This window comes from Micromonospora sp. NPDC005553, assembly GCF_042871765.1.
Taxonomy (GTDB): domain Bacteria; phylum Actinomycetota; class Actinomycetes; order Mycobacteriales; family Micromonosporaceae; genus Micromonospora.
The window spans coordinates 477,973-502,843 of sequence record NZ_JBIAJD010000003.1 but is presented as its reverse complement, the minus strand read 5'-3'; the positions used below and the strand labels follow the sequence as shown (position 1 = coordinate 502,843).

Sequence of the window (24,871 nt, the reverse complement as noted above, 5' to 3'; positions counted from 1 at the left end):
GGCCCCCCCCCCCGCCCGCGGGGGGGGGGGCGGGGCCCGGGGGGCCCCCCCCCCCCCCCGCCGCCCCCCCCCCCCCCCGCCCCGGGGGGGGGGGGGGGCGGGGCGCCCCCCCCCCCCCCCCCCCGCGACGCGATGGTGTCCCAGCTCACGAGCCGGGTACGCGTTTGTGGAACGTCAGGTCACTTGAGGGTGACCTTGGCGCCCTCACCCTCGAGCTTGGCCTTCGCCTTCTCGGCGGTCTCCTTGTTGACCTTCTCCAGGATGGCCTTCGGCGCGGCCTCGACCGCGTCCTTGGCCTCCTTGAGGCCCAGGCCGGTCAGCTCACGCACGACCTTGATGACCTGGATCTTCTTGCCACCGTCAGCCTCGAGGATGACGTCGAACTCGTCCTGCTCCGGCTCGGCCTCGGCAGCAGCGCCGCCGCCGCCACCACCCTGGGCGATCGCGACCGGAGCGGCAGCGGTGACCTCGAAGGTCGTCTCGAACTGCTTCACGAACTCAGAGAGCTCGATCAGCGTCATCTCCTTGAACGCGTCGAGCAGCTCGTCGGTGCTGAGCTTCGCCATATCTGGCGTCCTTTCCTGATTCTGTTAAGTAAAGAACTGGTGCGCCGTGGGGGCCTCAGGCCGCCTCGGCGCCCTCCTTCTCGCGCTTGTCCTGCAGTGCAGCCGCCAGACGGGCGGTCTTCGACAGCGGGGCCTGGAACAGGGCCGCGGCCTTGCTCAGGTTGCCCTTCATCGCGCCGGCCAGCTTGGCCAGCAGCACCTCGCGGGACTCCAGGTCGGCAAGCTTCGTGACCTCGGCCGCAGTGATGGCCTTGCCCTCGAAGACACCGCCCTTGATGACGAGCTTCGGGTTGGCCTTCGCGAAGTCGCGAAGCCCCTTCGCCGCCTCGACGACGTCGCCCGAAACGAAAGTCAGCGCGGTAGGACCGGTGAACAGCTCGTCGAGGCCGGTGATGCCCGCGTCCGTCGCAGCACGCTTGGCCAGCGTGTTCTTCGCGACCGTGTAGCTGGTGTCGGCGCCGAGCGAGCGCCGAAGCTGGGTGAGCTGGGAAACCGTCAGACCGCGGTACTCGGTCAGCACGGTGGCGCCCGAGCTGCGGAAGCTCTCGGTCAGCTCAGCGACGGCCGTGGCCTTGTCGGCCCGGATCGGCTTGTCCGCCATGTCCCTCCTCTCTCGTTACTCGAGGCTGGTCCCCGTCTCGGCCGAAGCCGGAACGGGGGCGGAGGCAGCGCGACAACGAAAAAGCCCCGGCGCAGGGCGCACGGGGCGAGGGCCGGCGGATCGTCATGGTCGGCGGACCATGCTCACTGCCGAGTTACGCTTGCCGCCCTACGCGGGTCGCCCGTTGTCGCGGGACCTTCGACCGTGCCGAAGCACGATGACCAGCGGTCTCTGGGTGGTTCCTCATCCATGAGAACACGGATGACGGTCTGAAGAGTACGCGCCCAGCTCACCAGCGCCAAATCGCCCCTGGTGAGCTGGGTCACCGTTCGGGTCAGCCCTGTGCCCGCCGACGCCACAGGTAGCCGCCGACGACCGCGGCGCTCCAGGCCAGCGCCCACCCGCTCAAGCCCAGCACTGTCAGCGCGGCGGCCTCGCCGCCGGTGGTGCGAGCGGCGGCCATGATCGGCGGTGCCAGCCAGGGCGCCACCGAGCCGGTCAGGCCGAACACCACAGCCCCGACCCCGCCGAGGGCCAACACCGCGACGCCGTACCCGGCGCCGCCCACCGACGCCCGGCTGGCCAGCGCCCCAAGAGCAACCGCAGCGGGTACGACCAGCACGTGCGCCCACAATCCCAGCGCGAGCCCGACCGGAATCGACCGGTCCCCCGGGTCGACCGGGCCGGACACCCCGCCGACCAGCCACGGAAAGAGCAGCGCGACGGCCACCGTCACCAGCGCCGCCACCGCGGCGGCGACCAGCCCGGCCAACCGCTCCCGGGCCACTCCGACAGTCACCTGCGCCAGCCGACGCTGCACGTCCGGCTCGACATCCAAGAGGATCTTGGTCTGCCAGGCGAGCACCGGAAAGAGCACCACCGCGGAAACCCCGTACGCCTCCGCCGGCTGGGCGCGGCCACCGCCGTAGAGGGTGCCGAGCGTGATCAGGCCGGCGAGCAATGGCGCCAACGCCCGGCCGGTTCGCAGGAAACCGGCCAACCGCATCCGGACCAGGGCGCTCACCGGGTCTCCCCCGCTGCCGACTCGACAGCCGCGTCGGCGGTGTCCGGCCGGCCCGCTGTCAACTCCCCGGCCATCCCGAGCGACGGCTCGGCGGGTCGGGCGGCACCGGCCGACCGGAGCGGCTCGACGGGTAGGGCCTGGGACGCGGCGGTGGAGGCGTCGGAGCGTACCCGCAGCACCTGATGGCCCTCGGCGCGCAACCGGGCGACGGTGCCGGCGACCCGCGCGGCCGGCACCGCGACCTCGACCACCGCGATCGTCTCGCCCGTCGACGACGTCTCCTCGGAGAGCGAGCCGTCGGCCACCAGCCAGCGGCGCGCGGCCGGGAGCCGGACCGTCTCGCCACGATGGTCGCTGACCAGGACGGACCCGTCGGCGGCGAGCACCTCGGCGATCAGCTCGGGCACCAACTCACGGGTGGCGGCGTCCAGCCCCTCCCACGGCTCGTCGAGCACCAGCAGGCCCGGTGGGCGCAGCAGCGCCTGGGCGAGGCCGACCTTCTGCGCGGTGCCCTTGGACAGCTCCGGCAACCGGACCGAGCGGAAGGCGGACAGCCCGAGCCGGTCCGTCCAGGAGGTCACCGCGTCGTCGGCCGCGGCCCTGCCCAACCCCGCCACCCGGGCCATCCCGGTCAGATAGCGGGTCACCGTGAACGGTTGGTCCGCGGGGAAACGCTCCGGCACCCAGCCCACCCGCGCCGGCCGGCCGGTGACCTGGCCACGGCCCGGGCGAAGGACCCCCGCGGCTATCTGGAGCAGTGTCGACTTGCCCACCCCGTTGCGACCCAGCACGATCGCCACCTCGCCGGGACCGATCCGCGCGTCGATGCCGTGCAGCACCCACGGCCCGCGCCGGTGGTACCGCAACCAGACGTTCTCCAGCCGCATGGCGTCGAGCCTGCCACACCTCGAACGCGCCGGGGCGCCGCCACGGTCGTGGCGGCGCCCCGGTGGAGCGAACTGTCGACTCAGGCGTCGGCCTGGTCCTCCCGAAGGTTCTTCACCAGGTTCGGGTCGACCGGGACGCCCGGGCCCATCGTGGTGGTCAGGATGACCTTGCGGAGGTACTTGCCCTTGGCCGCAGACGGCTTGGCACGCAGCACCTCGTCGAGCACCGCAGCGTAGTTGTCCACCAGCTGGGTCTCCGTGAAGGAGGCCTTGCCGATGATCAGGTGCAGGTTGGAGTGCTTGTCCACCCGGAAGGTGATCTTGCCGCCCTTGATGTCCGACACCGCCTTGGTGACGTCCATGGTCACCGTGCCGGTCTTCGGGTTCGGCATGAGACCGCGCGGGCCCAGGATCCGCGCGATCCGGCCGATCTTGGCCATCTGGTCCGGCGTGGCGATCGCCGCGTCGAAGTCGAGCCAACCACCCTGGATGCGGGCGACCAGCTCATCGGTGCCCACCTCGTCCGCACCCGCGGCGGCGGCCTCTTCGGCCTTCGCGCCGCTGGCGAACACGATCACGCGGGCGGTCTTACCGGTGCCGTGCGGCAGGTTGACCACGCCGCGGACCATCTGGTCCGCCTTGCGGGGGTCGACGCCGAGGCGCATGGCGACCTCGACCGTGGCGTCGAACTTGACGTTGGTGGTCTCCTTGGCCAGCTTCACGGCCTCGGTGGGGGTGTAGAGCTTCGACCGGTCGATGACATCGGCGGCCTTGCGGTAGCTCTTGCTGCGCTGCATTGCTGATTACTCCTGTGGTCTCTGGCGGGCCGCTCGGCGCGAACCCTCCCACGGTCGGAACGAAGGTCGGGGCCGACGTCAGTCGTTGACGGTGATGCCCATCGACCGGGCGGTGCCGGCGATGATCTTCTCGGCCTGGGCGATGTCGTTGGCGTTGAGATCGGCCATCTTCTTCTCGGCGATCTCACGCAGCTGGGCGCGGCTGACCGAGCCGACCTTCTCGGACTGCGGAACACCCGAGCCCTTCTGCACACCGGCGGCCTTGATCAGCAGCCGGGCGGCGGGCGGGGTCTTCAACACGAACGAGAAGGACCGGTCCTCGAACACGCTGATCTCGGCGGGGACGATGTCGCCCCGCTGAGACTCGGTCTGCGCGTTGTAGGACTTGCAGAACTCCATGATGTTGACGCCGTGCTGGCCGAGCGCGGGGCCGACCGGCGGCGCCGGCGTGGCCTGGCCCGCCGGCAACTGAAGCGTGAACGTCTTGACGAGCTTCTTCTTCGGAGGCATGTCACTTCCTGGGGCTTGGAGCTGGGAAAATGCGGCTGTCGCCGCCCTCGGGCGCGCACGGTCAGCGCGGTGCGACAGCGGCGACATTCAAGAGTAGCGCAGGCCGCAGCCCACTCGTCCGCCGAGGTCGAGCGAGAGCGCGTACGCCGACGTCGGCGGCGGGCCGGGCCCGCCGCCGACGACCAATCAGATCTTGGCGACCTGGTTGAAGTTGAGCTCCACCGGAGTCTCACGACCGAAGATCGACACCAGCACCTTGAGCTTCTGCTGGTCGGCGTTGATCTCGCTGATCGTGGCCGGCAGCGACGCGAACGCGCCGTCGGTGACGGTGACGGAGTCGCCCACCTCGAAGTCGAGGACCTTGATCTCCGGCTTCGACTTCTTCTGCTCGGTCTCGACAGCCGGCGCCAGCCACTTCAGCACCTCGTCGAGCGAGAGCGGAGCGGGCCGGTCGGCCCGGTCGGTCGCGCCGACGAAGCCGGTCACACCCGGGGTGTTCCGGACGCAGGAGTACGACTCGGCGGTCAGCTCCATCCGGACCAGGATGTAACCCGGGAAGACCTTGGCCTGGATCTGCGAACGCTTACCGTTCTTGACCTCGATCTCTTCCCGGGTCGGCACCTCGACCTGGTAGATGAAGTCCTCCATGTCGAGGCTCGTGATCCGGGTCTCGAGGTTGGTCTTGACCTTGTTCTCGTAGCCGGCGTACGAGTGCACCACGTACCAGTCACCCGGCGCGTAGCGAAGCTTCTGCCTCAGCTCCGCGACAGGGTCGTAGTCCTCGTCCGGTGCGGGCTCGGTCGTAGGGAACTCCGGCTCGCTGGCGGCCTCGACCGACTCGTCACCAGCCGCCGTCGCGACCGTGGACTGCTCGTCCACCGGTCCGGCGGTCTCGTCGTACTCAGGCACGCTCGCTCACTTCCGTCACTATGGCTGGAGGCAGCCGGTCAGTCCGAGTTGCCAAAGACAAACAACACGACCTTGGCGAAGCCGAAGTCCAGCACACCCACGATCGTCAGCATCACCGCGACGAACGCCACCACCACGGCGGTGTAGGTCAGCAACTCCTTGCGGGTCGGCCAGATGACCTTACGCAGTTCAGCTACGACCTCGCGGAAGAACCGGGCGATGCGGCCGAAGACGCCCACCCGACCCGTTTCCGACCGCGTGGTCGGCCGGCTGTCCGCCGACTCCGCCCGGGCACGGGACCGCGTGGCGGTGCCTCCCCGGGAAACCGGCTCGTCCGCGCCGGAGGCGTCGTCGTCGGCCACGTCGTCGACGACCTCGTCGTCCAGACGATCGTCGCCGTCGTCGTCGCGCCGCTTGTTGTCGGCCACTTCGCCCTCCGTCGCGGAATCTGGGGTCGTACGCCGAGTGGCGCACGCGGCGCTGGTCACGCCGGCCGGACCCAACCGTCCCGCGACGGGCCGCGGCCGGTGGATCACCCGGAGGGCCCCGATTGCCTCGGAGCCACCCCGCCGATGCCACCACCACGGGCCGGACGCCGCCAGGTGGCGGCGCGACCCACGGGAACGGTCAGGCCTGAGGCGCAGGGGTGACAGGACTTGAACCTGCAGCCTGCGGTTTTGGAGACCGCTGCTCTGCCAATTGAGCTACACCCCTATGTGGCAACACTCGCCCCACGCGGCCACAGACGACCGAGCAGGGGTCACTTGCCCCACGGCGGACCAGTGTACGGGTAGCCGCCCGACTTTCCCAACCGGTCTCTCCGCCACGCGTGGCGGGCTCGGTTCAGCCCGCCGTCCGGATGGTCGCCCGCGCCTGCGACAGCACCTTCTCACCCAGGCAGGTGGCGGTCACCTCAAGCCGGGTGAGACCGTCCTCGGTCACCTCGCGGACCCGCGCGGTCACCTCGATCTCGGTCCCCTGGTCATCGTCGGGGACCACCACCGGCCGGGTGAAACGCACGCCGTACTCGACCACCGCGTCCGGCGACCCGGCCCACTCGGTGACCGCCCGCCCGACCAGGGCCATGGTGAACATGCCGTGGGCGATCACCCCGGGCAGACCCACAGTGGTGGCGACCCGGTCGCTCCAGTGGATCGGGTTGAAGTCACCCGAGGCGCCGGCGTAGCGGACCAGGTCCGCGCGGGTCACCTGAAACGTCTGCGCTGGCAAATCCATCTCACGCCTCCCCGCGAATGACATACCTGGCCCAGACCGCCACCACAGGTTCCCCGCCGACGGTGCTCACGTCGGTGCGAGTCGTCAGGAAGCCGTGCCCACCCCTGGTGCTGACGTCCTCGATGGTGTTGGTGCAGACCAGCTCGTCGCCGGCGACCACCGGCCGGGTGTACGCGAACCGCTGGTCACCGTGCACCAGGCGGCTGTAGTCGACACCCAGGGCCGGGTCCTCGATGATCTGGCTGCTCGCGGCCATCGTCACGATCACCGGAAAGGTCGGCGGGGCCACCACGTCGGGGTGGCCCAGCGCCCGCGCGGCCTCCGGGTCGTGGTGGGCCGGGTCGGTGGCGCCGATGGCGCTGGCGAACTCGCGGATCTTTTCTCGGCCCACCTGGTAGGGGGCGGTCGGCGGATACGTCCGGCCGACGAAGGAAGGGTCCAGAGGCATGCCGCGAACCTACACGGAAAGCCCAATCGCCGACCTGATCGGTAGGCGGCGGCGGAGCCGCACCAAACCGGTCAGATCGGCGATCGGAAAGCTTCGACAACGGCCGGCCCTGAGGCCGGCCAGCAGTCAGCGGGTCTCGCGGTGGACCGTGTGCCGACCGTCGCGCGGGCAGAACTTCTTCAGCTCGATGCGGTCGGGGTCGTTGCGCCGGTTCTTGCGCGTGATGTAGTTGCGCTCCTTGCACTCCACACACGCCAAAGTGATCTTCGGCCGGACATCGGTAGCCTTCGCCACGGCGGAGTGCCTTCCTCGCTAACGGAAACAACTACGACGCGCCAGCCTAGACGCTGACAGCGCGGACATGCAAAGTGGGCGCCGGAAGCGCCCATTCTTACGACCACCGGCAACGAGCCCGGAAGACGAGAGTAGCGGTGGCCGGACTTGAACCGGCGACACAGCGATTATGAGCCGCTTGCTCTACCATCTGAGCTACACCGCTGCGATGGGTCCAGCTGAACCCTCGAGCCCCCTTACGGAATCGAACCGTAGACCTTCTCCTTACCATGGAGACGCTCTGCCGACTGAGCTAAGGGGGCCTGCGCGATCTCCCCGTGGGGCGCGCAGGAGTAAGAGTACACGGCCCGGCTCGACAGGTGAAATCGGATCCCCGGTGATCGTCCGTGCCCTGCTCAGGGCACGACACGCAGGCGCGGAAGCTCCCCGTTGGCGACCGTCTCCGGCTCGACCTGGGCACCGAACCAGGCAGCCAGACGCTCGTACGGCAGCGGCCTGCTGAACAGGAAACCCTGCCCGATCTCGCAGCCGATGTCCTGGAGAAGCTCCAGGGTCAGCTCGCTCTCCACCCCCTCGGCCACCACCGCCAGGCCGAACTGCTGGGAGAGGGTGACCACCGCGTTGACGATCGCCAGGTCCCCCGGGTCGGTCGCCATGCCCTGCACGAAGGAGCGGTCCACCTTCACCTCGTGCACCGGCAGCCGGCGCAGGTGCGCCAGGGACGAGTCACCAGTGCCGAAGTCGTCCACCGACAGCCGCACGCCGAGATCCCGCAGCCGTTGCAGAGTGGGGATGGGCCGGTCCGTACCGTCCAGCACCCCCGACTCGGTGATCTCCAGGGTGAGGCGCTGTGCCGGCACCTTGTACTCGGTCAACAGCTCCTGCACCCGGTCAGGGAAGTGCTGGTCGATGAGCGTACGAGCCGAGAGGTTGACCGCGATGGGCAACGGCTGGTCGGCCAGCGCCCAGTCCCGGCTGCGCCGAAGGCCCTCCCGGAGCACCACCTCGGTGAGCCGGCTCAACTGGCCGGTGTGCTCGGCCACCGCCACGAAGTCCTCGGGCGCGACAGTGCCGTGCGCCGGGTGCTCCCAGCGGGCCAGACACTCCACACCCACCAGGCGGCGGTCCCGCAGAGTCACCTTGGGCTGGAAGTAGACCTCCAGCTCGTCCTGGTCCAATGCTCGGCGCAGATCGCCGGCCAGACCCAATCGGCGCAGTGAACGGGACTCCAGCGCGGGATTGAACAGCTGCACGCTGCCTGGCACCAACTTGGCCGCGGTGGCGGCGAGGTCCACCCGAAGCAGCAGGGTCGCCGCGTCGCTGCCATGATCCGGGTGTACGGCCACGCCGACGGCGGTGTCCACGTCGAGGGTGAGCGCGTCGAAGACCATCTCGTCCCGGATCTGGTCGCGCAGTTGGGCGGCCAACTCGACAGCGGCCTCGGCGCTCTCCAACCGCAACGTCACCAGGAACTCGTCGCCGCTCGCACGGCCGACCAGCGCCGACGACGGCGCGTTGGCGCGCAGTCGGCTGGCGACCTCGGCGAGGACCTTGTCCCCCGCGGCGTGGCCCAGCGCCTCGTTCACCTGCCGCAGCCCGTCCACGTCGAAGAGCAGCAGCGCCACCACCTCGCCGGGTGCCCGGATCTTGACCGACTCGTCCAACGCCCCGGTGATGCGCCGTCGGTTGGGCAGGCGCGTCAACGCGTCGTGGTACGCGTCATGACGAAGCCGGTCGACGAGTCGGGAGTTCTCCAACGCCATCGCCGCGTGCGCGGCCACCGTCTCGAAGACCGAGATGTCACGCTGGGTGAAGTAGAGCGGATCGGCCAGCCGGTTGGTGACCTCGAGAGTCCCGATCACCACACCGCCCGAGCGGAGCGGCACGACGACGGTGTCCTTGACCCCCCGCTCGGCGAGGCTGGCCCTGAACTCGGGATCACTGGTCACGCCACGGCCGACCGTCACTGGGCGAGCGGTCTCCAACACCTTCTCCCGCAACGCCGACGGGGTCAGGGACAGATCCAGCAGGCCGGAATCCTCGACTCGCGCGGTGAGCAGAATCTCGGGGTGGCGGCCCTGCGCGGGCAGCCACAGGGTCGCGTACTCAGTCTGCATCAGCGCGCGCACCCGGCCGAGCAGGGCATCGACGAGGGTGCCGTCCTGGCCGCTGGCCGCCACCGCCCTACTCAACTCGTACATGTCGGTGAGCGTGCGGTGCTGGCGGAAGAACTGGGTGTACGAGCGGTAGACCAACCCGAGCCCGGCCGCCAGCGCGGCCAGGGGCACCAACGACCACCAGGACACCTGGATCAGGATCAGGACGACCAGACCGGCGGCCACGTTGATGCCTGCGGTCAGGAGCAGTGAGGGCACCGCGCGGAGCGCTTCGCGACCGCCCTGCCAGCCCTGCAACAGAGTGTGCACCGAGGCGACGGCGGTGAGGCTGACGAGGATCACCACGCTGATCGCGCAGCAGAGACTCACCCAGGTCGTCGGACCGACGCCTGATCTCGGCGGCATCGCCTGGAGGACAAGGGTCGCGAGCGACGTTCCCGCGGCGGCCCGCGCCACGTTGAACCACACCTTGGGCGCCGTGATCCGGTGCCGCAGTTGCGTGACCAGCGACGCGAGCGTGTAGATGACGACGACCGTCAACGGCGGCAGGAAGTAGAGCGCCAACACGAGCGGCAACTCGGTAAGCGTCATGGCCACCGACTGCCGGCGGACGACCAGCACCAGGAGCGGCAGCCCCGCAGCGATCATGGCGACGAGAAGCAGCGCCGCCCAGTGCCAGTCGCCGAACGGACGGTCGGCGACCAGACCGGTGAGCGTTGCGCAGGTGACAGCCAGAAGGATCAGGGGAGCAGTGATGATCCAGGCGTCTTCCGACGACCGGCGCCTCAACTGGTCCCGCGCGATCATTCCGCTCCCTGGCGGTGTGGCGTGTCCCGTGACAAGCAGTGGCCCGTCGGACAGGGGGCCGTCAGACCCAGATGATGTCCCCGAGGTTCAGATCGGCGGGGACACCGTGGTTGCTGATGACCATCGTGGCGACGGCGGCAAGGATGAGGAGCGAGCCATACAGCCGGCCCAACCTACGACCAGACATAAGATTGCTCCTGTCGAAAGGCCTCGTGGGGTAGTGGAGGTTCCACGATCGTGCCACAGCGCGGGCAACCAGAGAAGTGGTGGTCGCCCGACTGGCCCCACCGTCTGTTACTTCCCGCCGTTCGGCCGACCGCCCTCGTCACACTGGGCCAGATCACGAGCTTGCGGGACAGCGCACTGCTTCACGCAGTGTCGAATACGACCTTCAACGCAATTCGGGTCCAGTTGTAAGCACTCGCCACATCCGGTTCGAACGTCACTGTCAGTAAGATCCGGCAGTGAGACCGAACGCACGCCTCAAGTCCGGCCATCGACCACCATACCGGCTCCACGCCATCTGGCTAGTACCTCGTCGGGTTCATTTCAGATGAACGACGCCCCGCACGTCAGCTGACCACTCCCGACGTAGGAGCAGCTCAGTTGCCATGTTCCATCGATCGTGGAAGATGCAGCGCGCGGGCAGGACCGAACGCACAGGGCCCCAGGCTGGTGCGGCAGCGCCAACTGGCTCGACCACAAGAGATCGATCACCGCAACGGGCGAATCACAGCGAAGCGGTAGGCCGGGCTCCAGGACACGGGCACCAACGTTGAAGCCGAAGCTCCGCGGCCCAGGCACCGGGCGACCTCGGTCGATCGAGCTTGGCAGCCGCCACGCAGCCGCGACCCCGTCGAGGAGCAACCGAGGTCGGGGCGGGTGCGAGGCCGGGCAGGGTCGGAGCCGTCACTGGCCCACCCTCACCGCGAGTCGAATGCGGTGGCCTCGGGTGCCGGCCCTCCGGGCCTGTCCGGGCTCGGCAAGATTCCGAGCGGCGAGGTCGAGATGAACAGCGAGGACGGTACGACGGTGCTGTGGCGCCCTACCGGGCCGGAGTTACTCAGCCGCCACCCGGTCCGCCAGGCAGGCGGAAAGACCATTCTGGAGCTGTGGATGCCGGCCGAGGAACTGGACGAGTTCAACGCGCACATCGTCGGACTGATCGAGGTCGCGCGCGAGTTCCGGTAGCCGCAAAATCGAAGAAGCGCGAGAGGCAAGACCCATCTGTCCACAACCAGTCGCCATCGGCTGGACGCAGCAGGACCTGGCCAGACCAACGACAACGGCCCCCGATCAGCATCTCTGCTGGTCGGGGGCCGTGTCTGCACCTGGTGGCGGGTAGAGGATTCGAACCTCTGAAGCTTTCGCGACGGATTTACAGTCCGCTCCCATTGGCCGCTCGGGCAACCCGCCAGGGCACCCCACCGCGTCGTAACGCGGCGGCGGAAGCAAGGATAGCGGCTCCCCCCGGCACCTACGCAACCGGGTACGGTCAGGGGGTCGTGCCGCTGGTCGGCGGCCGACGGCAGGCCCAGACCGCCGGACAGCAGGAGCAGAATCATGGCAGCGAACCCGTCGTTCGACATCGTGAGCAAGGTTGACCGTCAGGAGGTCGACAACGCCCTTCGTCAGGCGGAGAAGGAGCTTGCGACGCGGTTCGACTTCCGCGGCACCGGCGCTGAGATCTCCTGGTCTGGCGAGGAGGCGATCGGCCTTCAGGCGGAGACCGAGGAGCGCGTCCGCGCCGCGCTGGACGTGTTCAAGGAGAAGCTCGTCAAGCGGAACATCTCGCTGAAGTCGCTGGATGCTGGGGAGCCGCGCGCGTCGGGCAAGATCTTCAAGATCGACTGCAAGGTGATCCAGGGCATCGAGACGGACAAGGCCAAGGCCATCAGCAAGAAGATCCGCGAAGAGGGCCCCAAGGGCGTGCAGGCCCAGATTCAGGGCGACCAGCTGCGGGTCACCGGCAAGAAGAGGGACGACCTCCAGGCGGTCATCTCGCTGCTCAAGGGCGAGGACTTCGGCGTCGCCCTCCAGTTCAACAACTACCGCTGACGGCTATACACAGCGATCCGGCCCCCGGCCACAGGGCGTCCAGCTGAGATCGACTCGACTTCCTGAAAGTCGGGGCGTCCGGGCGGATGGGACACCGCGACTTTCAGGAACCCGAGTCGATCAAGGGCAACCCGATTACGACACGAGCCGACCACGACTCGGAGCCGACCAGCCAGAAGACAGCAGGTCAGACGGGGACGGGGTGTTCGGCGCGTACCGCAGTGGTTTCCGCACGGGCGATGGGCCCGGCGGGTAGTGCGGCGACCGCAGCCCCGACGGCGACCGCCGCCCCGGCGAACAGGAACGCCCAGCGGACGCCACCGGCGTGGTCGACGATCACGCCGGCCACCGAGCCGCCGGCGGCGCTCGACGCCACAGCGACGGTGACCACCCAGGTGTACGCCTCGTTCAACATCCCGGTCGGGGCGATCCGGCCGACCAGGGTGTTCTCCAGGGTCAGCGCGGGCGCGATGGTGGCCCCGCCGGCGATCAGCGCGACACCCAGCGCGAGCGGGTTGGGCATCACCGCGAAGACGGCGAAGGTGGCGGCCAGCGCGGCGAGCAGCAGGGCGAACTGTCGGGTCATGTTCGGTGCTGGCTTGCGGACGCCGAACCAGAGCCCGCCGATGGCGCTGCCGATCCCCCAGACGGCGAGCAGGACGCCGGCGAGGCTCTCCGGGTCGCCGGTGGCGTGGTCGCTCGCGAACGCCGGCACGATCACACCGGCGGCCCCGAAGGCGATGCCGAGGCCGGCGACGCAGATCAGCAGGGCCGGGAAGCCGGCGACCCGTAGCGGGCCGAGGCCGCGCGCGTGGTGTTCCTGCGGGTGCGGACGCCAGCCGCGCATGACCTGCCCGAGGGCCACGGTGGTCGTGCCGACCAGGGTGACCACTGCCGCACCGATCAGCGCGGCCGCCGCGTCGGCGACGAGGACGAAGCCGGCGACGAGCAGTGGGCCGAGGACGAAGACGATTTCGAACAGTGTGGTCTCGGCGGCCAGCGCGGTGTTGCGGAGGTGGTATCGGCCGGAGTTGGGGCCGGTCAGGTCGTTCCAGGCGCCTCGGATGGCGGCGCTGAGGGGTGGGTAGGTGGCGCCGGCCACGCCTGCGGCGAGGTAGATGACGGGGAGCGCGTCGTCGCCGGAGCGGCTGGCCAGCAGCAGCCCGATCAGTGCCAGCGGGTGGGCCACGGCGGTGAGCAGCAGGACGGGGCTGGGGCCGACCCGGTCGGCGATCCGTCCGGCGATCGGGCTGAGCGCGGCGCCGGCGAGGGCGTAGATGCCGCCGGCGATGGCGGCCAGCGAGTAGCGCCCGGTCACCTGCTCGACGACCAGGAGCAGCGCCAGCGGGGTCATGCCGATTCCGAGCCGCCCGATGATGCCGAAGATCAGCAGCATGGGCGCGCCGGGGATCCGCCAGACACCCAGGTACTGACGCAGCGCGGTCACCGTGAACCTCCCGAGGATGTAATGAGCGTGAGCCGTTATGACCCTAACGCCATCACTCGGCCGCTAGACAACGGAAATACAGCACTCCGCCCGTACCCGGCGTGGCCGGGTACGGGCGGAGGCGGTGTTTCAGTGGGTCAGCGCTGGAACTGCACCGGCCCCGAGTTGCGGGCCATCTGCTCCAGCCGGGCGACGCGGTCCTCCATCTTGGGGTGGGTGGAGAAGAGCGCCGCCATGCCGCCACCCCGGAACGGGTTGGCGATCATGAGGTGGGCGGTGCTGGTGAGCTGCCCCTGGGCCGGCAACGGCCGACGTCGGGCCACCGCGTCGATCTTGCGGAGCGCGCTGGCCAGGGCCAACGGGTCGCGGCTCAGCTCCGCGCCCGAGGCGTCCGCCTGGAACTCGCGGCTCCGGCTGATCGCCAACTGGATCACAGTGGCCGCGATCGGGCCCAGGATCAGGGTGAGCAGCAGCACAGCCGGGTTGGGTCGATCCTCGTCGTCCCCGCCGCCCAGCGGGATGAAGAAGGCGAGGTTCGCCAGCAGGGTGATGATGCTGGCCAGGCCGGCCGCCACGCTGGAGATCAGGATGTCCCGGTTGTAGACGTGGGACAGCTCGTGCCCGATCACGCCGCGCAGCTCACGGTAGTCGAGGATCTCGGTGATGCCCTGGGTCACGCAGACGGCCGCGTGCTGCGGGTTGCGACCGGTGGCGAACGCGTTGGGCTGCGCGGTGGGGCTGACGTAGAGCCGCGGCATCGGCTGCCGGGCGTCGGTGGCCAACTCCCGGACCATCCGGTACAGCTCGGGGAACTGCGCCTCGGTGACCGGTTGCGCCCCCATCGAGCGCAGTGCGAGTTTGTCGGAGTAGAAGTAGGTGACGCCGTTCATGACCAGAGACACGACGACGGCGATGACCAGGCCGCCGCTGCCGCCGAACCAGTAGCCCACCGCCAGGATCAGGGCGCTGAGCAGGCCAAGCAGCGCTGCGGTCTTCAGACGGTTGTGGTGCACGATGTCTCCTTCGGTGCACGGATCGCCGGGATCCGCTGACCGGTTCAACAACCCGGTACCCGCCAACCATCCGTTACAACGCTGAGAGTTCACTGAGACCGAAGTCGCAGGTCAGGTCAACGGCCGGCCAGGTCGAGCACCAGCTGCGGGGCGACACCCAGCACCACGGCGGCCACCGTCGCCACCGCCAGCACCACACCCACCACACCCACCACGGGTACGGCCGCGGTACCGCCGACGTTCGGGGCGGCGAGGGGCGTCGGTGCCCAGAGCGCGGCGGTCACCCGCAGGTAGTAGGCGAGCCCGATCACGGCGTTCAACGCCACCACCAGCGCCAGCCAGGCGGCGCCACCGTCCAGCAGCGCCCGGACCACTGTCACCTTCGCGAACAGGCCAGCCAGCCCCGGCGGCAGACCGGCCAGACCCACCAGCGCGAGACCGAACGCCGCAGCCCGCCACGGGTGCCGCCGGGCTGCCCCGCGCAGGTCGTCCAGCGTGCCGCCGTCCGCACCCGCCGGCCGCAGCGCGGTCACTCCGGCGAACGCGGCCAGCTCCAACACCACGAAGAAGACGGCGTACGCGATGGCGGCCGCGTACGCGGCGGACCGTGCCTCGTCCGTGCGTCCGGCGGCCAGCGCCAACGCTCCCAACGGGGCGAGGATGTACCCGGCCTGCGCGACGGACGACCAGGCGAGCAGCCGGACGGTCCGCCGCTGACGCAGGGCGACCAGGTTGCCGACGGTCATGGTGAGCACGGCGAGCAGAGCGAGCACCGGACCGGTCTGGTCCGCCGGCAGCGCCCGTTGCACCACGGCGAGCAGGGCGACCAGGCCGCCCAGCTTCGACGCCGTGGACAGGTACGCGGCCACCGGCAGCGGCGCGCCGTCGTAGGTGGCCGGCGCCCAGGCGTGGAACGGCACCGCCGCCACCTTGAAGGCCAGGCCGACCAGCAGCACCGCCACCGCGGCGGTGGTCAACGGCAGGTCCCGCAACTCTGGCTGCTCGGCGATCAACGCGCCGAGCCGGTCCAGGTGCAGCCCACCGGTCACCGCGTACAGCAGGGCCGCGCCGAGCAAGGTCAGAGTGGTAGCCACCACGCTGACCACGAAGAAGGTCAGCGCCGCCTCGGCGCTCGCGAGGCTGCCCCGGCGCAGGCCGACCAGCACGTACAGCGGCAGGGTCAGCGTCTCCAGCGCGACGATCAGCGTGATCAGGTCGCCGGCCGCACCCAGCACCACGCCGCCGGTCATCGAGCAGGCCAACAGGAAGGCGTACTCCCCGACCGGTGACCGCCCGGCCCGTAGCGCGGGCACCGACAGCCCGAGCACACCCACCGTGAGCAGCGCGACCACCACGGCGACCAGGGCAGCCCGACCGCCGAAGATCCAGGAGCAGTCGGCGCCCACGCAGAACGTCCGCCGCTCGGCACCCGCCCCGACCAGCGCGGAGCCGACGGCGGTGCCGAGCGCGCCGAGCGCTGCCACGGCGATGGTGGCCTGTGGCCGGGCCACGAGCAGATCGGTGATGAGCACGAGCACGGCCGTGCCGGCGGCCAGATAGGCCGGCAGCAGCGCGACGCTGTCCACGCTCTGCACGACGTTCATCTGAGCTCGCCTTCGTTCGCGACTGCGGGGCTCCGCTCCGCTGCACTCCTCGCGCTCACCGGAGCTCGCCTTCGTTCGCGACTGCGGGGCTCCGCTCCGCTGCACTCCTCGCGCTCACCGGGAAACCACCCCGATCAGGGCGTCGACGGGAGCCTCGGCGACGCCGAGGACCAGCGTGGGCGCCAGCCCGATGGCCAACGCGAGCAGCACCAGCGGCACCCAGGCGGTCAACTCCGCACCGGCCAGGCCGGGGCCGACCCGACCGACGGCGGGGCTCGGCCGTTTGTGGGTGACCTGGCGCAGCAACCGCAGGAAGTACGCGGCGGTGAGCGCCCCACCGACCGCCGCCAGCACCCCGAGGGTGGTCCAGAGCGGACCGCCCACCTGCACGGCGGCGATCACCGCGAACGCCTCGCCCCAGAAACCGGCCAGGCCGGGCAGGCCCAGCGACGCGATCGCCGCGAACGCGAGCAGACCCGCCAACCGGGGCGAGGTCTCCCGCAGCCCGGACAGCTCGGTGAGGGTGCCCGTGCCGGTACGGTCCTTCACCGCCCCGGCCAGGAAGAACAGCAGGCCGGTGATCACCCCGTGCGCGACGTTGCCGATCAGCGCCGCCTGGATGCCGGTGGCGGTCAGCGTGGCGACGCCCAACAGCACGAAGCCCATGTGCCCCACGCTGGAGTACGCGATGAGTCGCTTGACCTCCGACTGGCCCAGGCAGACCAGCGAACCGATCAGGATCGCGGCGACGGCGAGCACGCCGAGCACCGGCGCTGCCCAACGGGCGCCCTCCGGTGCCACCCCCACGGCGACCCTGATCAGGCCGTACGTGCCCATCTTGAGCAGCACACCGGCCAACACGACGCTGCCCACGGTGGGCGCCTGGGTGTGCGCGTCGGGCAGCCAGGAGTGCAACGGCCACAGCGGGCTCTTCACCGCGAACGCCAACGCGAGCAGAGTGAACGCGGCCAACTGGGTGCCCCGGGACATCCCCGCGCCACCGGTCAGCGTCACCAGGTCGGCGGTGCCGGCGGCGGCGACCACGACGTACACGCCGACCAGCAGCAGCACCGAGCCGAACAGCGTGTAGAGGGCGAACTTCCGGGCCGCCCGACGCCGGTCCGCGCCACCCCAGCCGGCGATGATCGCGTACATCGGCAGCAGGACGACCTCGAAGAAGAGGAAGAACAACACCAGGTCCAGGGCGAGGAAGGTGCCCAGGATGCCCACCTCGACCACCAGCAGCAGCGCGACGAGCGCCCGGCCGCTGCCGCCGTCCGGGACCCGCCACATCGTGTACGCGCAGCAGAGCAACGTGAGCAGCGCGGTCAACACCACCAGCGGCCAGGAGATGCCGTCGACGCCGAGGTGGAAGCGCAACTCCAGACCGGGCACCCAGGGCAGGTCCAGTTGGTGCCACGGGCGCACCGCCGGCTCGTTGCCCGACCAGACGACCCAGCCCCGACGGTCGAACACCAGCGGCACCGCTGCCAGCAGGGTCAACGCCGCCGCGACAGTGCCGACCAGCCGGGCCGCCCGGTCCCGGGGCGTCGCCGCCACCGCGACCGCACCCAGCGCCGGCACCGCCAGCACCGCTACCAGCAACCCCTGCCCGAACATCATCGGTTAACTCCAACCAGGGCGGCGGCCAGGCCGATCAGCAGAGCACCGGCCAGTACGCCGGCGGCGGCCCGGGGCAGCGCCGCGCGGTGCAGCGCGGCCAGCCCCGCGCCCAGACCGGACGCGGCTCGCCCACTGCCCTCGACCGCGCCGTCCACCACCACCTCGTCACCCGTGCGCGCGGCGCGGGCCAGCGCGCGGACGGGACGTACCACGAGGGTGCGCTGCACGTCGTCGAACCGGAACGCGCGGGCGAAGACCGGCCGCAGCGGACCCAGCGCGGCGGCCGGGTCGGCGGCCGGGTCGCGCCGCCAGCCCAGCGTCACCAGCGCGGCGCCGAACAGCAGGAACGCGAGCGGCAGCAGCACCCCCGGCCCCAGGTGGACCAGGCCGTCCTCGGAGCCCGCCACCGGGACCGTGGGGAACCGCAGGCGGTCGGCGAACGCCCCGACGAACCCGACCAGACCGAGCAGCGCGGCCGGCACGGCCAGCAGCAGCACCGGCCAGCGGAGCACGGCCGGCGGGTCGTGCGGCTGAACCAGGGGCAGGCGCGGGGCGCCGAAGAAGGCGCGCAACAGCAGCCGACCCGCGTACCAGGCGGTGACCGCCACGCCGATCAGCCCGGCGATCCAGACGATCCAGCCCACCCAGGACGGGGCCGGCCCGGTGCCCTCCAGCGCGGCCGACTCGGCAACCGTCAGCACGCCGTCCTTGCTCCAGAAACCGGCCAACGGCGGCACCCCGGCCAACGCGCCAAGGCCCACCACGGTGCACCAGAACGTCACCGGCATGCTGCGCCGCAGCCCGCCCATCTCCGACATCAGCGTGGTGCCGACGGCGTGGATCACGGCACCGGCGGCGAGGAACAGCAGCGCCTTGAAGGCGGCATGGGTGAGCAGGTGGAACAGTGCGGCCGACGGTGAACCGACTGCCAGCGCGCCGGTCATGTAACCCAGTTGGGACACCGTCGACCAGGCCAGCACGCGTTTGATGTCGTCCTGGGCGGTGGCGGCGAGCGCGCCGAGCAGCAGCGTGATCGCGCCGAGCACCCCCAGCACCGTCAGCGTCACCGGCGCGGCCGTGAACAGCGGGTAGAGCCGGGCCACCGCGTACACCCCGGCGGCGACCATCGTCGCGGCGTGGATCAGCGCGGAGATCGGGGTCGGGCCGGCCATCGCGTCCGGCAACCAGGTGTGCAGCGGGAACTGCGCGCTCTTGCCGGCCACACCGGCGAGCAGCAGCAGGCCGGCAGCGGTCAATGTCGCGCCGGAATGGTCGTGGGCGAGCACGTCGGCGATCCGGAAGCTGCCCGTCGACACACCCAGCAGCGCGATGCCGAGCAGGAACCCGACGTCACCGACCCGGGTCACCAGGAACGCCTTCATGGCGGCGGCGGGGGCGCCGGCCAGTCGGCGGTCGTGGGCGATGAGCAGGTACGAGCAGAGGCCCATCACCTCCCAGCCGACCAACAGCATGATCAGGTCACCGGCGACCACCACCAGCAGCATGGCACCGGTGAAGAGGCTGATCTGGGCGGCGTAGGGCGGGTAGCGGTGGTCCACGTCGACGTCGTCGTGCGGACCGCGCCGCAGGTAGCCGATCGAGTAGACCTGCACGGCCAGGGCGACAGCGGTGACCGCCACCGCGACCAGTACGGCGGCGCCGTCCAGCCGTACGCCGAGGGTCACCGCCAGCCCGCCGAAGTCGACCCAGGTGGCCGACGTCTCCGTCGGCCCGTCCACGGTGAACAGCAGAGCGACGGCCAACGCCAGCGCGCCGGCCGCACCGGTGACGCCGAGCGTCACGGCGGCCGACCGGGCCCGGTCGCCGCCGGTCGCGCTGTCGCGCCGAGGGGCCGGTGGCAGCAGCAGACCGAGCAGCCCGGCGACCAGCGGTACGGCGGGCAGCAGCGCCCCGAGCAGCCCGGTCACCGGCCGACCTCCGAGTCCGCGACGACCGGCTCACGCCCGGCGGAGGGATCTGGCGACTCGGTGAGCGGCACGTCATCCACCGCGACGGTCGCCCGCAACCGGTAGAGCTGAAGGACGATCGCCAGCCCCACCCCGATCTCGGCGGCGGCGAGGACGATGACGAACAGCGCGAAGACCTGCCCCGAGTGCGGGAGCACAGCGCGGGCCGTGGTGTCCGCAGTGACAAGGATCAGGTTGACAGCGTTGAGCATCAACTCGACAGACATCAGCACCAGCACCGCGTTGCGGCGGCGCAGTACGCCGTACACGCCGAGGCCGAACAGCAGCGCGGCGGTGACGTACGGGATGACCGGCCTCACCGGCGCCCCCCGGGCTCGCTGTCGACCAGGTCGCCTGCGTCGCGTTGCGGGGCGGCGCGGCCGATGTCCGGCCGGGACAGCACGATCGCGCCCACCAGCGCGGAGAGCAGCAGCACCGACAGCACCTCGAACGGCAGCACCCAGGACTGGAAGATCTGCTCGCCCAGCCGCTCGGCGGTGCCGGCGTCAGGCAACGTGACCGTGCTCCACCGGTACGCGTCGACCAGCAGCGCGGCAAGCCCCAGCCCGGCGCCGCCACCGATCAGCGCGGCCGGCCAGCCCGGCCGGTCCAGGTCGTCAGAAGCGCCGATCGGGGCTCGGGTCAGCATCACCGCGAACAGCAGCAGGACCACCACCGCGCCCACGTAGATCAGCACCTGCACCCAGGCCACCAACTCGGCGCTGAGCACCAGGAAGTCACCGGCCAACGCGCCCAGGCACACCACCAGGTAGAGCCCGGCCCGGACCAGGTGTTTCGTGGTCACCACCAGCACGCCCGCGCCGACCGCCACCGCGCCGAGGGCGAGCAGCAGCACGTCCGCGCCGGTCACCGGAGCGCCCTTCCGGCTGGGGCGCTCACGACGCCGGGTCCTGGTCGGCGTCGGAGCGTACCGCCGGCGGAGCGGGACGTGCGGCGGCCGCCTTGCGCGCGGCGGAGGTCTCCTCCTTGGCCGGCTCGCCGTTCGGGTCGTGGGCGGGCGGCGGCGGAACGGTGGCCATCCACTGACCGAGGTGGTCCTTGTCGTGCAGCAGGTCCTTGATGTCGTACTCGGCGTACTCGAACTCCGGTGACCAGTAGAGCGCGTCGAACGGGCAGACCTCGATGCAGATGCCGCAGTACATGCAGAGCGAGAAGTCGATGTCGAACTTGTCGAGCACGTTGCGCTGGCGGGGGCGGGCGGCGCCGGGCACCACCACCTCCTCCTTGTGCGAGTCGATGTAGATGCACCAGTCCGGACACTCCCGGGCGCAGAGCATGCAGACCGTGCAGTTCTCCTCCGACAACGCGATCACGCCACGCGAACGGGGCGGCAGCTCGGGGGCCACATCGGGGTACTGCTGAGTGGTCGACCGGCTGGTCATCGTCTTGAGGGTGACCGCCAGCCCCTTCACCAGGCCCGCGCCGGGGAGGCCGCGCTCGCTGGTGTCGCCGCGCTCGCTGGGGTCGCTCATGTCGACCATCCTGCCCTGTGGCCACTGCGCGCGCGACCACCACCCACAGGTCGAAGGCGGTACCGTGGTCGCGGGGAGAACGAACGCACCTGGAAGGACCTGCCATGACCGCCGCGCTGCAGGCCGACTACCCGCCCGAGAGCGAGTGGACGACCGACGATCTGGATGCGCTGCCTCAGGATGGCCGCCGCCGGGAACTGCTCGATGGAGTGCTGCTGATGTCCCCCTCCCCCACCCGTACCCACCAGACCATCGCCGGCCGGCTGATGGCCGCCCTCGACGAGGACTGTCCGGACGGCTACGACGTGACCCAGGCGGTCGAGGTGCGGATCAACCGCACCCGCTCGTTCATCCCCGACGTCCTGGTCACCACGGCCACCGCGGCGGCTCGCGAACCGTCGAAGTACGAGCCGCACGAGGTGGTCCTGGCCGTCGAGATCGTCTCACCGAGCACCCGCTCGATCGACAGGGTGTTGAAGCCGGCACTGTACGCCCAGGCCGGCATCCCCTTCTACTGGCGGATCGAGACGGAAGGTGGCGATTTGGAGGTCGTGACGTACCGGATCGACGCGGTGAACGAGGTCTACACCGAGACCGGGCGGTGGACGAAGTTCGTCGACACCGGCGAGCCCTTTCCGATCAATCTGCCGATCAGCCGGATCACGCCCCGGGTCCGCTGACGACTGCCGGTGGGAGCATCTCGACACCGAGTTGTTGCAACAACTGGAACAACTCGTTGCAGCTCCACACCTCGACGATCCGGCCCGCGGTGTCGAAGCGCAGGAACGTCGCCCCCGAGTAGCTGACCACCTGCCCGGTCGGCGGCACCGGCCCGAACTGCCCGGCGTGGGTGCCCGCGGCCCGCCAGTGCACCGCCACCCGCTCACCGGCCGCGACCACGTCGACGATCTTGTAGCGGAGGTCCGGGAAGGCCGCCCGACGCTCGCGGTGCCAGGCCAACGTCGCCTCCGGCCCGGTGCCGCCCAGCCCCGGGCACTCCTCGGCGACCAGCTCGTACGCCGACTCCTCCTGGCGGGCATTCCACACATCGGCGATGAACCGCCGGGCCGCCGCCTCCACATCCGTCATGCCGGCAGGGTATCCGGACCACTGTGCGCCGTAGATCCGCGAGGATTGGGTAGAGACAACAGACCAGACCGGGAGGGGCGACGTGGGCGAGGAAAAAGGCGGCAAGTACGTCGAGCCGGGCGGCGAGTTCACCCGCGACCAGCGGTACATCGCCACCCGGATCACCGAGGACGGGCGCGACGGATACCCGGTCGAGCCGGGCCGGTACCGGCTGGCGGTCAGCCGGGCCTGCCCGTGGGCCAACCGACTGATCATCGTGCGGCGGTTGCTCGGTCTGGAGGACGCCCTCTCGATGGCGGTGGCCGGCCCGACCCACGACGCGCGGAGCTGGACCTTCGACCTCGACCCCGGCGGCCGGGACCCGGTACTCGGCATCGAGCGCATCCAGGAGGCGTACTTCAAGCGCTTCCCCGGCTACGAGCGCGGCATCACAGTGCCGGCGATCGTCGACGTGCCGACCGGGCAGGTGGTGACCAACGACTACGCGCAGATGAGCCTGGACCTGTCCACGCAGTGGAGGGCGTACCACCGCGAGGGCGCACCGCAGCTCTACCCCGAGCACCTACGCGAGCAGATCGACGAGGTCAACGCCGTGGTGTTCCGGGACATTAACAACGGCGTCTACCGGTGCGGGTTCGCGGGCAACCAGGAGGCGTACGACAAGGCGTACCACCAGCTCTTCGACCGGCTGGACTGGCTCACCGAGCGGTTGACCGACCAGCGCTACCTGGTCGGCGACACCATCACCGAGGCCGACGTACGGCTGTTCACCACGCTGGTCCGCTTCGACCCGGTCTACCACGGGCACTTCAAGTGCAACCGGCAGAAGCTCAGCGAGATGCCGGTGCTGTGGGCGTACGCCCGGGACCTGTTCCAGACTCCCGGGTTCGGCGACACCGTCGACTTCGACCACATCAAGCGGCACTACTACGAGGTACACCGCGACATCAACCCGACCGGGATCGTGCCGCTCGGCCCGGACCTGTCCAACTGGCTCACCCCACACGATCGGGAAGCGCTGGGTGGCCGCCCGTTCGGCGACGGCACCCCACCCCCACCCCCGGTCGAGCCCGTAGACCCCACCCACACCCCGCTGCCCTGAACAAGCAACCCCGCCCCGCGCCCGCCCCGCCTGCGCCGCCGATCTTGCAGTTCCGGTCGCCGGTTCGAGCAATTTGCCCCTTCTGTCGGCACAGTAAGTGCAAGATCGCGGGTCGGTGACCTCTCGACCCCGTCGATCATGGAGTTGTGGTGCCTGGATTACTCCTGTACGGGCGCTTTGTCACCCACCACAACTCCATGATCGACGCAGCAGGGGCGGCAGGGCAGGGCCGCGCGGCAGGGCCGGGCGGGGCGGGGTTACAGCGCTATGCGGACGGCAGCGGTCAGGACCAGTTGCGCCAGCGCGGCCGGGACCAGGACCAGCCAGCAGAGGCGTTGGAGTTGGTCCTCGCGTAGCCGGGGGTAGGAGACCCGGAGCCAGATGATCACGAAGGAGACCGCGAAGATCTTGAGCAGCGTCCAGAGCCAGCCCAACTGGTCGTCGGCGAACGGGCCCTGCCAACCACCCAGGAACAGCACAGTGGTCAGCGCGGCGATCACCACGATGCCGACGTACTCGGCGAGCAGGAAGAACGCGAACCGCAGACCGGTGTACTCGGTCATGTAGCCGAAGACCAGCTCCGAGTCGGCCACCGGCATGTCGAACGGTGGTCGACGGATCTCGGCCAGCCCGGCGACGAAAAAGATGATCATCGCGGGTGCCTGCCAGAGCAGCCACCACGGCTGCCACGCCTCGACGATGCCCGACAGGCTGAGCGTGCCGGCCGCCATCGCCACCGACGCGGCGGCCAGCACCAGCGGCAGCTCGTAACCGAGCAACTGGGCCGCCCCGCGCAATCCGCCCAGCAGGCTGTACTTGTTGGCCGACGCCCACGCCGACATCAGCACCGCCACCACCCCGACGCCGACCACGGCCAGCACGAAGAAGAGGCCGATGTCCAACGGTTGCCCGACCAGGTCGTTCGGACCGAGCGGAATGACGAGCAACACCAGCAGGTAGGGCACCAGTGCCACCGCCGGTGCCAACCGGAACACCGCCCGGTCCGCCTCGCGCGGGGTGATGTCCTCCTTCTGCACGAACTTGACCCCGTCGGCCACGAGCTGCGCCCAGCCGTGGAAGCCGCCCGCGTACATCGGGCCGAGCCGACCCTGCATGTGCGCCATCACCTTGTGCTCGGCCTGGCCGACAAGCAACGGCAGGGTGAGGAAAGCGACCACCACGCCGCCGATCCGGAGCACCAACTCCACCCAGAGCGGCATCAGGCCGTACCCCCGTCGTGGTCGCTCCGGCCGTCGCGACCCGGCGGGTCCGCGACCGG

27 protein-coding genes and 4 tRNA genes are annotated in these 24,871 nt (G+C 70.3%); 4 read left to right on the top strand and 27 right to left on the bottom strand.

From position 1 onward, the window contains the following. Window positions 1-179 precede the first annotated feature (179 nt). From rplL to ACFYPG_RS14790, 16 genes are all read right to left on the bottom strand, one after another. The gene (gene rplL / locus ACFYPG_RS14865; protein ID WP_387352308.1) at window positions 180-566 is read right to left on the bottom strand and encodes a 50S ribosomal protein L7/L12; all 387 of its coding nucleotides are present in this window, start codon (window positions 564-566) and stop codon (window positions 180-182) included. A 55-nt stretch (window positions 567-621) separates the two neighbouring features. Further along, the gene (gene rplJ, locus ACFYPG_RS14860) at window positions 622-1,167 is read right to left on the bottom strand and encodes a 50S ribosomal protein L10 (protein WP_112584808.1); all 546 of its coding nucleotides are present in this window, start codon (window positions 1,165-1,167) and stop codon (window positions 622-624) included. 334 nt (window positions 1,168-1,501) lie between these two features. Next, entirely contained in the window at window positions 1,502-2,191 is a 690-nt protein-coding gene (locus ACFYPG_RS14855) for a hypothetical protein (protein WP_387352306.1), read from the bottom strand. Further along, the gene (locus ACFYPG_RS14850; RefSeq protein ID WP_387352304.1) at window positions 2,188-3,078 is read right to left on the bottom strand and encodes an ATP-binding cassette domain-containing protein; all 891 of its coding nucleotides are present in this window, start codon (window positions 3,076-3,078) and stop codon (window positions 2,188-2,190) included. Before ACFYPG_RS14850 ends, ACFYPG_RS14855 begins: the two co-directional genes overlap by 4 nt. Window positions 3,079-3,158: 80 nt before the next feature. Next, window positions 3,159-3,875, bottom strand: coding sequence for a 50S ribosomal protein L1 (gene rplA, locus ACFYPG_RS14845; RefSeq protein ID WP_238667528.1), 717 nt, complete (start codon window positions 3,873-3,875; stop codon window positions 3,159-3,161). 78 nt (window positions 3,876-3,953) lie between these two features. Next, on the bottom strand, window positions 3,954-4,385 hold the full coding sequence (gene rplK, locus ACFYPG_RS14840) for a 50S ribosomal protein L11 (protein WP_354946522.1): 432 nt from the start codon (window positions 4,383-4,385) through the stop codon (window positions 3,954-3,956). A 186-nt stretch (window positions 4,386-4,571) separates the two neighbouring features. Beyond that, entirely contained in the window at window positions 4,572-5,294 is a 723-nt protein-coding gene (gene nusG / locus ACFYPG_RS14835) for a transcription termination/antitermination protein NusG (RefSeq protein ID WP_387352301.1), read from the bottom strand. A gap of 38 nt (window positions 5,295-5,332) precedes the next feature. Further along, window positions 5,333-5,722 (bottom strand): preprotein translocase subunit SecE, encoded by a 390-nt coding sequence (gene secE, locus ACFYPG_RS14830; protein WP_091403530.1) that lies wholly within the window; start codon window positions 5,720-5,722, stop codon window positions 5,333-5,335. Between the two features lie 213 nt (window positions 5,723-5,935). Then, window positions 5,936-6,008, bottom strand: a tRNA-Trp gene (locus ACFYPG_RS14825). 129 nt (window positions 6,009-6,137) lie between these two features. After that, window positions 6,138-6,530: a MaoC family dehydratase gene (locus ACFYPG_RS14820; RefSeq protein WP_387352299.1), complete on the bottom strand. Its 393-nt coding sequence runs from the start codon at window positions 6,528-6,530 to the stop codon at window positions 6,138-6,140. 1 nt (window position 6,531) lies between these two features. Continuing rightward, window positions 6,532-6,978, bottom strand: coding sequence for a MaoC family dehydratase N-terminal domain-containing protein (locus ACFYPG_RS14815; RefSeq protein WP_091402433.1), 447 nt, complete (start codon window positions 6,976-6,978; stop codon window positions 6,532-6,534). 126 nt (window positions 6,979-7,104) lie between these two features. Next, entirely contained in the window at window positions 7,105-7,272 is a 168-nt protein-coding gene (rpmG, locus tag ACFYPG_RS14810) for a 50S ribosomal protein L33 (RefSeq protein WP_007073056.1), read from the bottom strand. A gap of 132 nt (window positions 7,273-7,404) precedes the next feature. Then, a tRNA-Met gene (locus ACFYPG_RS14805) sits at window positions 7,405-7,477 on the bottom strand. 24 nt (window positions 7,478-7,501) lie between these two features. Continuing rightward, a tRNA-Thr gene (locus tag ACFYPG_RS14800) sits at window positions 7,502-7,574 on the bottom strand. Between the two features lie 93 nt (window positions 7,575-7,667). Continuing rightward, window positions 7,668-10,196 carry a putative bifunctional diguanylate cyclase/phosphodiesterase gene (locus ACFYPG_RS14795; RefSeq protein WP_387352297.1) on the bottom strand — a complete coding sequence of 843 codons (2,529 nt, stop codon included), beginning with the start codon at window positions 10,194-10,196 and terminating at the stop codon, window positions 7,668-7,670. 61 nt (window positions 10,197-10,257) lie between these two features. Further along, on the bottom strand, window positions 10,258-10,383 hold the full coding sequence (locus tag ACFYPG_RS14790) for a hypothetical protein (RefSeq protein ID WP_355005684.1): 126 nt from the start codon (window positions 10,381-10,383) through the stop codon (window positions 10,258-10,260). A 695-nt stretch (window positions 10,384-11,078) separates the two neighbouring features. Here ACFYPG_RS14790 and ACFYPG_RS14785 point away from each other — a divergent pair. After that, window positions 11,079-11,387: a hypothetical protein gene (locus ACFYPG_RS14785; RefSeq protein WP_387352295.1), complete on the top strand. Its 309-nt coding sequence runs from the start codon at window positions 11,079-11,081 to the stop codon at window positions 11,385-11,387. A 141-nt stretch (window positions 11,388-11,528) separates the two neighbouring features. Here the strand turns inward: ACFYPG_RS14785 and ACFYPG_RS14780 are convergent. Continuing rightward, window positions 11,529-11,612, bottom strand: a tRNA-Tyr gene (locus ACFYPG_RS14780). A gap of 147 nt (window positions 11,613-11,759) precedes the next feature. Here ACFYPG_RS14780 and ACFYPG_RS14775 point away from each other — a divergent pair. Beyond that, window positions 11,760-12,254 (top strand): YajQ family cyclic di-GMP-binding protein, encoded by a 495-nt coding sequence (locus tag ACFYPG_RS14775; protein ID WP_387352294.1) that lies wholly within the window; start codon window positions 11,760-11,762, stop codon window positions 12,252-12,254. A gap of 187 nt (window positions 12,255-12,441) precedes the next feature. Here the strand turns inward: ACFYPG_RS14775 and ACFYPG_RS14770 are convergent, their stop codons facing one another. The 8 genes from ACFYPG_RS14770 to ACFYPG_RS14735 all read right to left on the bottom strand — a co-directional run bounded on the left by ACFYPG_RS14770 (window position 12,442) and on the right by ACFYPG_RS14735 (window position 21,410). Further along, window positions 12,442-13,701 carry an MFS transporter gene (locus tag ACFYPG_RS14770; RefSeq protein ID WP_355005685.1) on the bottom strand — a complete coding sequence of 420 codons (1,260 nt, stop codon included), beginning with the start codon at window positions 13,699-13,701 and terminating at the stop codon, window positions 12,442-12,444. Window positions 13,702-13,838: 137 nt separating this feature from the next. Beyond that, window positions 13,839-14,714 carry a zinc metalloprotease HtpX gene (htpX, locus tag ACFYPG_RS14765; protein WP_124858758.1) on the bottom strand — a complete coding sequence of 292 codons (876 nt, stop codon included), beginning with the start codon at window positions 14,712-14,714 and terminating at the stop codon, window positions 13,839-13,841. A gap of 116 nt (window positions 14,715-14,830) precedes the next feature. Continuing rightward, window positions 14,831-16,318 (bottom strand): NADH-quinone oxidoreductase subunit N, encoded by a 1,488-nt coding sequence (locus ACFYPG_RS14760; RefSeq protein ID WP_387352292.1) that lies wholly within the window; start codon window positions 16,316-16,318, stop codon window positions 14,831-14,833. 114 nt (window positions 16,319-16,432) lie between these two features. Next, on the bottom strand, window positions 16,433-17,941 hold the full coding sequence (locus tag ACFYPG_RS14755) for a NuoM family protein (RefSeq protein WP_387352290.1): 1,509 nt from the start codon (window positions 17,939-17,941) through the stop codon (window positions 16,433-16,435). Next, window positions 17,938-19,869 carry an NADH-quinone oxidoreductase subunit L gene (locus tag ACFYPG_RS14750; RefSeq protein ID WP_387352288.1) on the bottom strand — a complete coding sequence of 644 codons (1,932 nt, stop codon included), beginning with the start codon at window positions 19,867-19,869 and terminating at the stop codon, window positions 17,938-17,940. Before ACFYPG_RS14750 ends, ACFYPG_RS14755 begins: the two co-directional genes overlap by 4 nt. Then, the gene (gene nuoK / locus ACFYPG_RS14745; RefSeq protein ID WP_355005688.1) at window positions 19,866-20,228 is read right to left on the bottom strand and encodes an NADH-quinone oxidoreductase subunit NuoK; all 363 of its coding nucleotides are present in this window, start codon (window positions 20,226-20,228) and stop codon (window positions 19,866-19,868) included. The genes ACFYPG_RS14750 and nuoK overlap by 4 nt, the downstream gene beginning before the upstream one ends. Continuing rightward, window positions 20,225-20,779, bottom strand: a complete 555-nt coding sequence (locus ACFYPG_RS14740; protein ID WP_355005689.1) for an NADH-quinone oxidoreductase subunit J — start codon at window positions 20,777-20,779, stop codon at window positions 20,225-20,227. The genes nuoK and ACFYPG_RS14740 overlap by 4 nt, the downstream gene beginning before the upstream one ends. Before the next feature lie 25 nt (window positions 20,780-20,804). Further along, window positions 20,805-21,410 carry a NuoI/complex I 23 kDa subunit family protein gene (locus ACFYPG_RS14735; protein WP_387352286.1) on the bottom strand — a complete coding sequence of 202 codons (606 nt, stop codon included), beginning with the start codon at window positions 21,408-21,410 and terminating at the stop codon, window positions 20,805-20,807. Between the two features lie 95 nt (window positions 21,411-21,505). Between ACFYPG_RS14735 and ACFYPG_RS14730 the strand changes: the two genes are divergently transcribed. Further along, on the top strand, window positions 21,506-22,081 hold the full coding sequence (locus ACFYPG_RS14730) for a Uma2 family endonuclease (RefSeq protein ID WP_387352284.1): 576 nt from the start codon (window positions 21,506-21,508) through the stop codon (window positions 22,079-22,081). Here ACFYPG_RS14730 and ACFYPG_RS14725 read toward each other — a convergent pair. Then, the gene (locus ACFYPG_RS14725; protein WP_328652088.1) at window positions 22,062-22,490 is read right to left on the bottom strand and encodes an ester cyclase; all 429 of its coding nucleotides are present in this window, start codon (window positions 22,488-22,490) and stop codon (window positions 22,062-22,064) included. The genes ACFYPG_RS14730 and ACFYPG_RS14725 overlap by 20 nt on opposite strands. 82 nt (window positions 22,491-22,572) lie before the next feature. Here ACFYPG_RS14725 and ACFYPG_RS14720 point away from each other — a divergent pair, with 82 nt between their 5' ends. Beyond that, entirely contained in the window at window positions 22,573-23,592 is a 1,020-nt protein-coding gene (locus ACFYPG_RS14720) for a glutathione S-transferase family protein (RefSeq protein WP_387352282.1), read from the top strand. Window positions 23,593-23,849: 257 nt separating this feature from the next. Here ACFYPG_RS14720 and ACFYPG_RS14715 read toward each other — a convergent pair whose 3' ends face one another. Next, window positions 23,850-24,812, bottom strand: coding sequence for a complex I subunit 1 family protein (locus ACFYPG_RS14715; protein WP_355005693.1), 963 nt, complete (start codon window positions 24,810-24,812; stop codon window positions 23,850-23,852). Window positions 24,813-24,871 lie beyond the last annotated feature (59 nt).